The 12902-nt window shown below is 49.6% G+C and carries 7 protein-coding genes; 5 read left to right on the forward strand and 2 right to left on the reverse strand.

Going from position 1 to position 12902, the window contains the following annotated elements; all coding sequences use genetic code 11:
- Positions 1–307 precede the first annotated feature (307 nt).
- From MJ768_RS12605 to MJ768_RS12625, 5 genes are all read left to right on the forward strand, one after another.
- Positions 308–3892 (forward strand): FAD-dependent oxidoreductase, encoded by a 3585-nt coding sequence (locus MJ768_RS12605; protein ID WP_239292234.1) that lies wholly within the window; start codon positions 308–310, stop codon positions 3890–3892.
- Between the two features lie 194 nt (positions 3893–4086).
- Entirely contained in the window at positions 4087–5211 is a 1125-nt protein-coding gene (locus MJ768_RS12610) for a Re/Si-specific NAD(P)(+) transhydrogenase subunit alpha (protein WP_239292235.1), read from the forward strand.
- Between the two features lie 75 nt (positions 5212–5286).
- A complete protein-coding gene (locus MJ768_RS12615) occupies positions 5287–5583 on the forward strand; it encodes an NAD(P) transhydrogenase subunit alpha (RefSeq protein ID WP_239292236.1) in 297 nt (98 codons plus the stop codon).
- A gap of 153 nt (positions 5584–5736) precedes the next feature.
- The gene (locus MJ768_RS12620) at positions 5737–7119 is read left to right on the forward strand and encodes an NAD(P)(+) transhydrogenase (Re/Si-specific) subunit beta (protein ID WP_239292237.1); all 1383 of its coding nucleotides are present in this window, start codon (positions 5737–5739) and stop codon (positions 7117–7119) included.
- Between the two features lie 402 nt (positions 7120–7521).
- On the forward strand, positions 7522–11100 hold the full coding sequence (locus MJ768_RS12625) for a bifunctional diguanylate cyclase/phosphodiesterase (RefSeq protein ID WP_239292238.1): 3579 nt from the start codon (positions 7522–7524) through the stop codon (positions 11098–11100).
- Between the two features lie 165 nt (positions 11101–11265).
- Here MJ768_RS12625 and MJ768_RS12630 read toward each other — a convergent pair whose 3' ends face one another.
- Both MJ768_RS12630 and MJ768_RS12635 read right to left on the reverse strand, forming a co-directional pair.
- The gene (locus MJ768_RS12630) at positions 11266–12006 is read right to left on the reverse strand and encodes a VC0807 family protein (RefSeq protein WP_239292239.1); all 741 of its coding nucleotides are present in this window, start codon (positions 12004–12006) and stop codon (positions 11266–11268) included.
- Positions 12007–12181: 175 nt separating this feature from the next.
- The gene (locus MJ768_RS12635) at positions 12182–12808 is read right to left on the reverse strand and encodes a class I SAM-dependent methyltransferase (protein WP_239292241.1); all 627 of its coding nucleotides are present in this window, start codon (positions 12806–12808) and stop codon (positions 12182–12184) included.
- Between the last annotated feature and the right edge of the window lie 94 nt (positions 12809–12902).

Below are 12902 nucleotides of genomic sequence, written 5' to 3' on the forward strand. Positions count from 1 at the left end.
CGGTCTTGATCTGTATCCGGTTCAGGCTACCCATAGGAAAGTCGGATGAACCTATAAAATAATTCAGGTTGCAGACAATGAATTATAACTTTTTCATGCTATGGCAGTGCGGTGGCGAAGATAAAATCGTATAATCCTACGTTGATAAAAATTATTATTGCCCGGTATAGCCGGGTTTTTTAATATGCTTGGGACTAGAGCACAGAAGTTTTGTCGGCATGTAAGCAAGGTGCCTCGCTTGCCGCTGGGTATATGACTTCCCCGCTTTAAATTCACAGCGCATAATAAATTTAGGAGTTTGCACTGCATGGAAAGCTTAAATTCTCAGCAACGTATCACCGGCACTGATAGTGGAGTAGTTCCGCCCCCAGCTTTAAAACTGGGATTCGGAATGAAATTTGAAGATCTCTACAGCTACGATGGATTACCCCGCATCGACTCTTGTTTCCTGGCCGAACTTGCTGAAGGCGAACCATTGCTGGCGGAAAGGCTGGCGGCAGCGCGTAATGCACCAGACCATATGACGCATCTGGAAGAATCGCAGCTCATTATTAATCTGGCCCCGCATCTGGAAGATTTTCTGGGTCAACTATTTAATATTCAGATTGCTGTACGCGAATTGGCGGAACGACACCATGAGCTAGCGCCGCTGTTCCACTGCAAACGTATTTTTGTGCAGCGTAAGGCAATACACAAGTACAAGGCAGCTGATGCCGCGGCTTTCGATGGCGATATCCTCGCAGCAGCGTTGTTACAGGCTTTCGGCGATATCACTGGTGAAATGAGCGAATTGCTTTTTGCCCGTCATGTTAACGACTGGCTCGATGCTGAGGCAGAAAATATCGATAAGCTTGATACTGCCATGCGTTACGCGGCTTGGGCGGTGCTTACCACGGCTGGGAAAAAGCGCCACGGGCAGGGTGTGCTGTTCAAGCTTCCTGCCAAGCTCGACTTTCAGCGCTTGGTGCCTATCATTCCTGTTGAGAACGTTCCCTATACTGCGCATCGTCTCGCGGATAGCCATCTCCGCCAGCGCGAGGGTTTTGCCCTTACGGATAAAGGTACTGACTTGGCTGGCGCCTTGGGTGAAGCCAATTACTGCATTTGGTGCCATGAACAAGGCAAGGACTCATGCTCGATCGGGATGCGAGAAAAAGAGGGAGTTGCTGGTGCTCCCCCTCCTTTTAAGAAAAGTGCTTTCGGCATTCCGCTGGCGGGTTGCCCTGTAGATGAGAAAATTTCAGAATTCCATAAAGTTAAAGCTTCCGGTCTGGCATTGGGTGCTTTGGCTGTCATTGTTGTAGACAATCCGATGTGTGCTGCAACCGGTCATCGGATTTGCAATGACTGCATGAAATCATGTATTTATCAAAAGCAGGAGCCGGTAAATATTCCGCAGTCCGAGACGCGATCATTGAAGGACGTTCTGGAACTGCCGTGGGGCTTTGAAATTTACAGCCTGCTCACCCGGTGGAATCCTCTCAATATTCGTCGCCCCTATCCGCATGCTGCCACCGGTAAGCGTGTGCTTGTAGTCGGTATGGGCCCCGCCGGTTTTACGCTAGCACATCATTTGATGAACGACGGTCATATTGTTGTCGGTGTCGACGGGTTGAAAATCGAGCCCTTGCCGGGCGATTTATCTGGCGTGGATGCAGGTGGCAATCGAGTGGCGTTTAGTCCAGTCTTTGATGCAAGCGCATTGACGGAGCCGTTGGATAATCGGGTTATGGCCGGTTTTGGCGGGGTGGCCGAGTATGGTATTACAGTTCGATGGGATAAGAATTTCCTTAAAATCATTCGCCTGTTACTTGAGCGGCGCGCACAGTTCGCGCTGTTTGGAGGGGTGCGTTTTGGCGGGACCATTACTGCCGAAAGTACTTTTGGGTTGGGCTTCGATCATATTGCACTGGCTGCTGGCGCTGGCCGCCCGACATTACTCGATATACCAAACGGCATGGCATGCGGTGTTCGCACAGCGTCGGATTTTCTTATGGCGTTGCAATTGACGGGGGCCGCCAAGCCTGACTCCATCGCTAACATGCAAGTTCGCTTGCCAGTTGTGGTAATCGGCGGTGGCTTGACCGCAATTGATACAGCCACTGAATCACTAGCCTATTATCCGGTGCAAGTTGAGAAATTTCTTTGCCGCTATGAAATGCTGGTAGCAGAAAAGGGTGAGGCGGCATTACGCAGCATGTGGTCGACGGCTGAAACAATTATAGGCGACGAATTTTTGAGTCATGCTCGGGCTATACGCGCGGAGCGGGCCATGGCCTCGATCGAAGGACGTAACCCCAATATCCTTCAACTTATCAAATCATGGGGGGGCGTCACTTTGGCCTATCGCAAACGCCTGATCGACAGCCCTTCATATACCCTCAATCATGAGGAAGTGGAAAAGGCTCTGGAGGAAGGAATTTATTTTGCCGAAGGCTTGACCCCGGTGCGTGTAGAGGTGGATGCGAATGGCGATGCGACTGCCATGGTGGTGATGAACCAAGTATTAGATGCCGAGGGAGCCTGGCAGAAAGCCGGGCAAATACATCTGCCGGCGCGTACCATTTTTGTGGCTGCGGGCACCCAACCGAACACAGTGCTGGCACGCGAGTTTCCAGAACAGTTCAAGCTTGATGGACGTTATTTCCAGGCATGTGACGAACAGGGGGAACCAGTCAGGCCAGAGCGTAGCAATGCCAAGCCGGCCAAGGCACACGTACTTCAGTACAAGTATCATGATGGCCGTTTCATTAGTTTTTTCGGTGACCTGCATCCTTCTTATTCCGGCAACGTGGTCAAAGCCATGGGCAGTGCGAAGCAGGGTTACCCGGTGTTGAGCAAGGTACTATCACAGGTTGCCGCTGCGGCTAAAGAGAATAATCAGGAATTTCTTGTACGCCTGGGCAACGATCTGCGCGCCACCATACATCAAGTGGTACGTCTGACCCCCAATATTGTAGAGGTGATTGTCAAAGCCCCTGCCGCGGCGCGCAGCTTTCAACCGGGGCAATTTTATCGTCTGCAGAATTACGAGACTCATGCCGCACAAGTCGAGGGTACGCGCATGGTCATGGAAGGTTTAGCCCTGACCGGCGCTTGGGTTGATGCTGAGCAAGGCTTGCTCTCTACTATTGTGTTGGAAATGGGCGGTTCGTCGCAGTTATGTACAATGCTGAAGCCCGGTGAACCGGTAGTGCTTATGGGGCCAACTGGTACGCCCACTGAAATTGTTCCGGGGGAAATAGTGTTGCTGGCTGGTGGGGGCTTAGGCAACGCCGTACTGTTTTCCATCGGCAAGGCATTCCGTAGCGCCGGCTCTAAAGTTCTATACTTTGCCGGCTACAAAAAAATGATAGACCGTTACAAGGTGGAAGACATCGAAATGGCCGCTGATGTGGTGATTTGGTGCAGCGATGAAGCGCCCGGATTTATACCGAATCGTCCCCAAGACCGAACTTATGTCGGTAACATCGTGCAGGCCATCAAAGCCTACGCCAGCGGCGAATTGGGGCAGCCAGACATCGCGGTGAATCAGGTCGACCGCATCATAGCGATTGGTTCAGACAGGATGATGGCCGCGGTTGCGGCGGCCCGTCATAACAAGCTGAAACCCTATATGAAACCGGATCACCACGCCTTTGGTTCCATCAATTCACCAATGCAATGCATGATGAAAGAGATTTGTGGCCAGTGCATTCAGGAGCACTTCGATATTTCGACTGGGGAAAAGACCTACGTATTCTCCTGTTTCAACCAGGATCAGAGACTGGACTGCGTAAATTTCCCCGGTTTGAATGCACGGCTGAAGCAAAATACCGTGCAGGAAAAACTTACCGCGCAATGGATAGCACATTGCCTCGAACGAGATGACATGTTGACGGGCACATCTTGATGATAAAATTATTCGATTATGGGTTCATGGTAAAAAACAACATAAAAAAACTTTCGCCCTAATAATTCAACCCAGTGGAGAAGCTGTGACCAGTCAAGGCTTCTTTTTCAGTGGAAACGGGAATTATGTTTGCGTGACTTGAATAATTACTTCTGCCCGGCATACTTGGGCCTTTTTAAAATGGGAGATGTTTCATGCGTATAGGCATTCCTACGGAAACGCGCGCAGGTGAAACACGTGTCGCGGCGACGCCAGAAACGGTAAAAAAGATGCTGGCCGCCGGCCATGCAGTCATGGTGCAGCAGGGTGCCGGAGCAGGAGCGAGCATTCCCGACGCAGACTATCAGGCGGCAGGTGCCACCTTGGTCAGCGCTGCGGAAGTTTATGCTCAGGCGGAGATCATGCTTAGGGTGAAAGCCCCAACTGAAGACGAGCTGGCAAAGCTGGCCGCCCAAACCGTGCTGATCGGCTTGCTGTCACCTTTTCAGGCGGACTTGGTTGCAGCCTACGCTAAACAGGGTATTACCGCTTTTGCCATGGAAAAGCTGCCGCGCACGTCACGCGCGCAAGCTATGGATGTTCTGTCCTCGCAAGCTAACATTGCCGGATATAAGGCGGTGCTGGTGGCGGCTAATTTATATAAACGGTTTATACCGATGTTGATGACGGCTGCTGGAACTGTGAAGGCTGCGCGCGTGGTGATATTAGGCGTGGGTGTTGCTGGTTTGCAGGCTATCGCCACTGCCAAGCGTATGGGTGCGGTGATTGAAGCCTCCGATGTCCGTCCTGCAGTGAAAGAGCAAGTGGAGTCCCTGGGTGCCAAATTCATTGATGTGCCTTATGAAACTGATGAGGAGCGGGAGATTGCCCAAGGCGTTGGCGGCTATGCCCGCTCTATGCCAGCCAGTTGGATGGAACGTCAGAGGGCGGAGGTTGCCAAACGCGTGGCACAAGCCGATATTGTCATTACCACTGCATTGATTCCGGGTAGACCTGCACCCGTGCTGGTAACTGAAGATATGGTCAAATCCATGAAGCCAGGTTCCGTGATTGTGGATATGGCTGTTGAGGCAGGCGGCAATTGCCCGTTGTCCGAGTTAGGGAAGACGGTGGTTAAGCATGGCATCACGCTGGTGGGCGAAGACAATCTGCCTGCTTTGGTTGCTACGGATGCCAGTGCTTTGTATGCACGCAATTTATTGAATTTCCTGAATTTACTATGCGACCCCAAAAGCGGCGGAAAGATGAACATCAACCGTGCTGACGACATTATCGCCGGATCGTTGTTGTGTATTGACGGAGAAGTGGTTATTAAATAAATATATTAACCCTTCCCCTCATAAAGTGAGCTGGGAAAGGTTAAGGCTTGCCAATCTCAACATAGGAGTTTTGAAATGAGTAGTGCAGTTGATCCTGTAATTATCAATCTGACCGTATTCGTACTGGCCGTGGTGGTCGGCTATCACGTGGTATGGAATGTCACGCCTGCGCTACACACGCCGCTAATGGCAGTGACCAACGCCATCAGCGGCATTATTATCGTCGGCGCCATGCTGGCGGCAGGGCCTGAGCAACTCGACGCCGGCACGGTAATGGGGTTAGTCGCAGTTATGCTGGCGGCAATTAATGTATTCGGTGGTTTCCTGGTAACGCAGCGCATGCTGAGCATGTTCAAAAAGAAAAGTAAATAAGTCCAGAACGCTGATGTTCAGACGCGAAGAGGTGAATCGGAGCGATATCAGTCATTAATTTGTGAATGGCCCCCCACTTTTTTGTTGCGCATCACTATGCTTCACCTGACGTGCGAGGCAAGGCAGTTACAAAAAAATAATCAAGGAAAAATTATGTCGGCAAATTTTGTTGCATTAGCCTATCTGATCGCCGCAGTTCTGTTCATTCTGGCGTTGAAAGGCTTGAGTTCTCCAATTTCCGCACGGCGCGGAAACATGTTTGGCATGATAGGCATGGCCATTGCGGTGCTCACCACACTGACTATCACTCAGAACCTGATTTATATTGCGTTTGCCATTATCGTGGGCGGAGCGGTAGGTGCGGTGGTTGCCCGGCGCATTCAAATGACTGCCATGCCGGAATTGGTGGCGGCAATGCACTCTCTGGTCGGTCTGGCGGCTGTGCTGGTCGCCATGTCCGCGTTTTATAATCCAGTTGCTTACGGCATCTCACCGCTGCACGCCAGCAACTTGATTGAGTTATTCATCGGCACGTTTGTTGGTGCGATTACATTCACCGGTTCCATCATCGCTTTCGGAAAATTATCCGGCAAACTTGGCAGCAAGCCGCTGCATTTTGCTGGGCAGCACTGGTTTAACCTGTTTTTGGGTGTTGTGATGATCGCCTTCGGCATCATGTTCATTTTTACGGAAAGCTGGACGCCATTCCTGATCATGATTGCATTGGCGCTGACGCTGGGAGTATTACTGATTATGCCGATTGGCGGGGCGGACATGCCGGTAGTGGTATCCATGCTTAACTCCTATTCCGGGTGGGCGGCGGCGGGCATTGGCTTTACCCTAAATAATAATATGCTGATTATTGCCGGTTCGTTAGTGGGTAGCTCTGGCGCGATTCTCTCTTACATTATGTGTAAGGCGATGAACCGCTCCTTTTTCAATGTGATTCTTGGTGGCTTTGGCGGTGGTGATGGTGAAGTGGGGGGGGCTGGCGACGTCGAACAACGGCCGGTGCGTAGCGGTAGTGCGGATGACGCTGCGTTCCTGATGGGCAATGCGGATAGCGTCATCATCGTGCCGGGCTATGGTCTAGCGGTGGCGCGGGCACAACATGCGATCAACGAATTGGCCGAGCATTTAATCGAGAAAGGCGTCAAAGTGCGTTATGCCATCCACCCTGTGGCCGGACGTATGCCGGGGCATATGAATGTGTTACTGGCTGAGGCTGAAGTACCTTACGATCAAGTATTTGAAATGGATGAGATAAATAACGAATTTGCCGATACTGATGTAGTGCTGGTTATCGGTGCCAACGACGTGGTGAACCCTGCAGCCAAGACCGACCCTAACTGTCCTATTTATGGCATGCCGATCATTGAGGCGCACAAGGCGCGCACTGTTCTGGTGGTCAAGCGCAGTATGGCTGTCGGTTATGCTGGACTGGACAATGATTTATTCTATTTAGACAAAACCATGATGGTGTTTGGCGATGCCAAAAAGGTAGTCGAGGATATAATCAAGGCGTTGCAGCACTAAGTTACTATATGATTTAAAGTCAGAATAATATCCCGGCATGCCGGGATATTTATTTAGTGCGCTTCTAAAAGCTCAGAGTTTTGCAAAAACCTATCTGAAATAGTCAATATATTTAAGCAACTCAATGTATTGGAGAGAATGAAACCTGGATTTCAGAGGTACCCTAAATCGCATCGCGTCCCATATCCATGGCCACATGAAGAACGGAAGTACATATGCATTCAGGAAACCATGGAGTGCCTTAAAGTATTTCTACAGATTGTCGTAAAACAATATTCAAGATGACTATTTAATGAGATGCAAAAAGTAAATTTTTAAAGGCACGTTAGGATAACTATGTTCGGTCACACTGCAATTATGGAGTTTTCAAGCAAAAATTTTTGATGCTAAATTATTAACGTAATGAACCCATTCACTGCATCGCGCATTAATCCCATTCAGCAACTACTATCATGGTCTCCTGCTGTCCGATTTCTACCATGGTTGGTAGTGATTGTTTCTTTGGCTGTAACCCATCAGTTGTGGAAGAATGCACACTACGAAGCTGTACGGGAATTGCAATATGATTTCAATTTCCGTTTGCTTGATGCCAGCAACCGCATTGAACAACGCATGCAATCTTATGAACAAGCGCTGCGGGGCATACAAGGATTATTCGCCGCTTCCATCAACGTAGAGCGCGACGAATTCCATGCCTATATCGCCGCTCAACATATTGTGGAGAGCTTCCCTGGTATACAAGGCGTGGGTTTTTCGCTGATCGTTCCTGCGGCACAGCAAGACAAACACACTGCCGCCACCCACAAGGAAGACATCCCCGCATACACCATTAGTCCTGATGGGCAGCGAGACACCACCACCTCCGTCATCTTCATCGAGCCACTCTCAGAGGGTAATCGGCGCACTTTTGGTTACGACATGTATTCCGATCCGGTGCGGCGTGTCGCAATGGAGCTAGCGCGTGACTACGATAAAGCAGTTATCACCGGCAAGACGAAATTGATACAGGAAAATAGCGAGAGCGCGCAGGCTGGTTTTCTGATGTATTTGCCCATTTACAGTAACGGTGCGCCATATGCCACCTTGGCTCAACGCCGCGCTAATCTTATTGGCTGGGTCTGCGCTCTATTTCGGATGGATGATCTTATGCGTGGCATTCTCGGTGCACGTGTTCCTGACATCGACATCGAAATCTACGATGGCGACGAAATGTCGAGTAAGACGCTAATGCATGATGCCGGCAGCACCAATAAAAACGGCATCAAGATTGACTCTCTCTTTCATGCTTCCAAGCGCCTTGAAATTGCTGGCCACACCTGGACAATGGTTATTAACTCTCTCCCCACCTTTGAGGCACAGCTGGTCAAAGAAAAGGCGCAATCCATCGTTGTGGTTGGCTTAGCCGTAAGTATATTGCTGGGGCTACTCACAGGATTGCTGGTACGGGGTCGGGAACGCGCTCTTCGAACTGCGCGGAAGATGAATGAACGATTAATCGAGAGCGAAGAGCGCCTACGCCTTAGTCTGTTTTATGGCGAGATCGGCACTTGGGATTGGGATATTCGCACTCGCGAAATGTATTGGTGCAACCAAATTTCTGTCCTCATGGCCTGCTGCCCTACAGGAAAACAGAATGGTACTTATGAAGATTTCCTGAGCAACATACATCCGGATGACCGGCAGAACGTGATCAATTCAATGAATGCCTGCGTTGAGGAAGGCGCTAGATACAATGTAGAGCATCGAGTTATTTGCCCGGATGGCACGATACGCTGGTTATACCAACGTGGCGGCATGATACGCGATACAGATGGAACCCCGCTGAAGATGCTGGGTGTTGTTCAGGATGTGACCAGCAAAAAACTGGAGGAAATGGAGCTGGTCGAGATCGATACGAGATTGCGCACCATTATTGATGCTGCCCCGGACGCCGTGGTGTTAATGAATTCCGAAGGCATTCTCACCGGCTGGAACGGTCAGGCAGAAAAGATTTTTGGCTGGACCCGGGAAGAAACCATCGGACGCATGCTGCACGATATGATCATCCCGCAGCAGTATCGAAATGCGCATATTCAGGGCTTGAAACATTTTTTGGCTTCCGGCGAGGGACCTGCACTGAATAAGCGTTTAGAGATAACAGGCTTGCATCGCGATGGCCACCAATTTGCCATCGAATTGGCAATATCTCCGGTCAAGCAGAAGGGCAAATATGAGTTCTGCGCCTTCATCCACGACATCACAGCACGCAAGGAAACTCAAAGCTTGCTGCTGCGTGCCAAAGAAGCCGCTGAGCAGAGTTCCGCAGAGTTAATCAGCTATATCCAGGCCATTGACCAGCACGCCCTCGTTTCCGTCGCCGACCCTTTCGGGCGCATCATTCAGGCCAATGATAAGTTTTGTGAAATCAGCGGCTATAGCCGAGAGGAGATGCTCGGTCATGACCACCGTATCATTAATTCCGGGATGCATCCAAGCGTTTTTTTCGTCGAGATGTGGGCTACCATCGCCCGCGGTGACATCTGGCACGGTGAAATTTGTAACCGCGCAAAAAGCGGTGCACTGTATTGGGTGGATAGCGCTATCGTGCCGCTAAAAGATGCGAACGGGCAGATTGTACGTTACATATCGGTCAGGGTTGACATCACCAAACGCAAGGAATCTGAGCAGCACATCCAGTCCCTTGCCTACTTCGATGTGTTGACTGGTCTGCCCAACCGTACCTTGCTGCATGACCGTCTCGGACAGTTGATCGCTGAATCACATCGCGACAAACATAAATTTTCACTGCTATTCATCGATCTTGATCGCTTTAAGTATGTAAACGATTCGATGGGGCATGCGGTTGGTGACAAATTATTGCAGGTAGTGGCGCTGCGTTTGCAGGAATGTGTACGTGAGGTGGATACCGTGTCACGTATCAGTGGCGACGAATTTATCGTATTACTGCGTGAGACTGATGCAAAGGGCGCGGCACGTGTGGCTGGCAAGATACTCAAGGCGCTGACGACTCCTTGTGATGTCGGCACTCTGCAAATCGCCACCCATGCCAGCATCGGCATCAGTATCTATCCTGACAATGCGGATAGTGAAGACGAAATCAATACGTTGATCAAGCATGCTGACGTGGCGATGTATCGTGTAAAAGCTGAGGGCCGCAGCAACTTCCTGTTTTTTGCGCCGGAAATGAATTTCCGTGCCCATCAACTGTTTTCTATGGAAAATGATATGCGCCTGGCGTTGGAGCGCAATGAGTTCATGTTGCATTATCAGCCCCAGGCGAACTTGATCAGCGGAATGGTGTGCGGTGCGGAGGCATTACTCCGCTGGAAACATCCAGAGAAAGGCTTTGTTGCGCCAGCAGAATTCATTCCGGTGGCCGAAGAAACCGGGCAGATTGTACCTATAGGCGAATGGGTGCTGCGCACAGCTTGCGCGCAACTGGCCGAATGGAGGCGGCAGGGGATGTCCTTATTCCCGATATCTATTAATTTATCCATCAGCCAATTGCGTCAGCCTCAACTGGCGCAAATGATCATCGCTGTATTAGAAGAAACGGGGCTGCATCCAAATGACTTGGAGTTGGAAATTACCGAAGGCGTCATGATGAACGAGGCTCAAGCATCAATGGCTTTCCTAGCCCAGATGCATGAGCTGGGAGTGCAATTGGCCATAGATGATTTCGGCACTGGTTATTCTAGCCTTAGCTACTTGAAGAAAATGCCGCTCGATCGACTGAAAGTGGACCAATCCTTCGTACGTGACATCGCTACTGATGAAAATGATGCGGCTATCGTGCGTTCCATCATTAGCTTAGGCCATCAGTTTAAATTACAGGTCATCGCGGAAGGAGTGGAAACGTTGGAACAACTGGATTTCTTGCGTGCTCGAGGCTGCGATGAGATCCAAGGCTATTATTATAGCCATCCGTTGCCAGCTGAAGAATTTGCGATATTTATCAATAGTAATCCACTACTGGATTAGGATTAGGTATGCTTTTGCGTTATTTCATAAATGCATTGTTCGTCATCTAGACATCAAGAGAGCCAGAGTGACGGAAAAACAATAAGGCCGAGCACGCCGATTAGCACAAAAATCGCGACAATAACGAAAATCAGCATGATGAAAGCCCAGATACTACGCCATACACTAATCATGTTTTTCACCTTTATGTCTTTTGGATGCGAGTACATCGTCCAGAGCAAGTCCAGTCAGGCTGGAAATAGTGCGCCATAAATAATAAAAGATCATCATCATCATGAGCATGGAAGGGATCGCAATCACCGGGTAGCTAAGCAAAGTTAATTGTCCCAGCTCCTCATTGAAGGCAACGCTACCTGTAGGACTGACAACAATCCACTTTGCGAGAACGTAGTTCATCCCTGAAGAAAAGAAAAAGGTTCCGCCAAGCAGGTAGGTGGCGTTTAATAAACGGGCTTCGAAGGCCTCAGTATTGTCATTTTCAACGAGTTTCTGTGTGATTTTTTCAATATCAATAACGGCTGGGTTATACAGCAATGTCCTGATCAACGGATAACGTGAATAGGTAGAAAGAAGCACAGCAATACCAATCAAGCCGGGGATGGCAGCCTCCTTGATTGCCAGCCATTGGGTATTCAATGCCAGTAAACCAATACCACCTGTGAGCAACGTGCTGATCAAGCCAAGAAGTGCCATGAAGTTGAATTTTTTATATTTCAAAAGCTCAAATAAGCCCCAGACCAGCGGAAAAGCCAAGGCTATAATCAGAGCACCACTCGCACCAAGACTATTCTCGCTGCTGAATTTCATCAGAACAACGGAGGGAATAAGAATGCTGACTAACAGATCAACAAACGGACGTGAGGTATAACTTGCTACTTTTTTTTCCTGCACGGGGGAGGCGATCATATGAATTCCTTGGGTTTAATCCCGATTTTAAATAACCATATTGCAATAACCATCTTGGACAATTCAAGCGGAAAATATCACAAATATGGCTACGTTTAACTCTTTATTATTTGTAATAATGTAATTCATTATGGCGCAATACAAACCAAGACACTTCATTTTTTCTGGGGTTTTTTTACTTGCGCCGCCAAACGCTCGCCAGCCAAGGCTGCTGTTCTCGCGGTAGATTGTCGGGGCGGTAATAGTGGATAAGCTCAGTGAACCCCGCGTCTGACATGAGGCGCCGCCAAGTATCGAGATTGTAATATACGCCGTAGCGTCCGTGGTTCCATCCTTCTTCGTTATGCCCGTGTGGGTTGGAACTAAACAGAACAGCGCCCGGTTTCAGCGTCGTGTGCAGCTCACGTAATATGCGTGGCAACGCTTGACTGGGCACATGAAAAAGTGAGGCATTGGCGAATACTCCATCGAAGTGCTTGGCCGGGAGATCAAGCTTGAGGAAATCCTGCTGCCATACTTCGCAGCGGCTATAGTCGCGCGCCATCGCAGCGAAACGCTTGCTGCCATCCAAGCCCGCCGCAATGTGCCCCATTTTGGAAAACACCTTGAGGTCTCGCCCCGGTCCGCAGCCAAAATCTAATATATTAAAAGGCGGCCTAACCTCGATGTAGTACAGCAACGACATGATGTTCTGACTGACGTCGTGATTGCGTGTGCCTGCAAAGAAATCTTCGGCATGCTGGTTGTAGTACTTTAAGGTGAGGGTGGATATTTTTTCTAAGTCTTGCGGATTCAGTTTCACTCGCATCTCATTATTGTGTAATCGACGATCTAATTTTATTTAGGGAAACACTGATTTATTCCACCGCACTTCACTGAACTTCGCCACCATGATA

Origin of the sequence: Candidatus Nitrotoga sp. 1052, assembly GCF_927312905.1 — a bacterium.
Classification (GTDB): domain Bacteria; phylum Pseudomonadota; class Gammaproteobacteria; order Burkholderiales; family Gallionellaceae; genus Nitrotoga.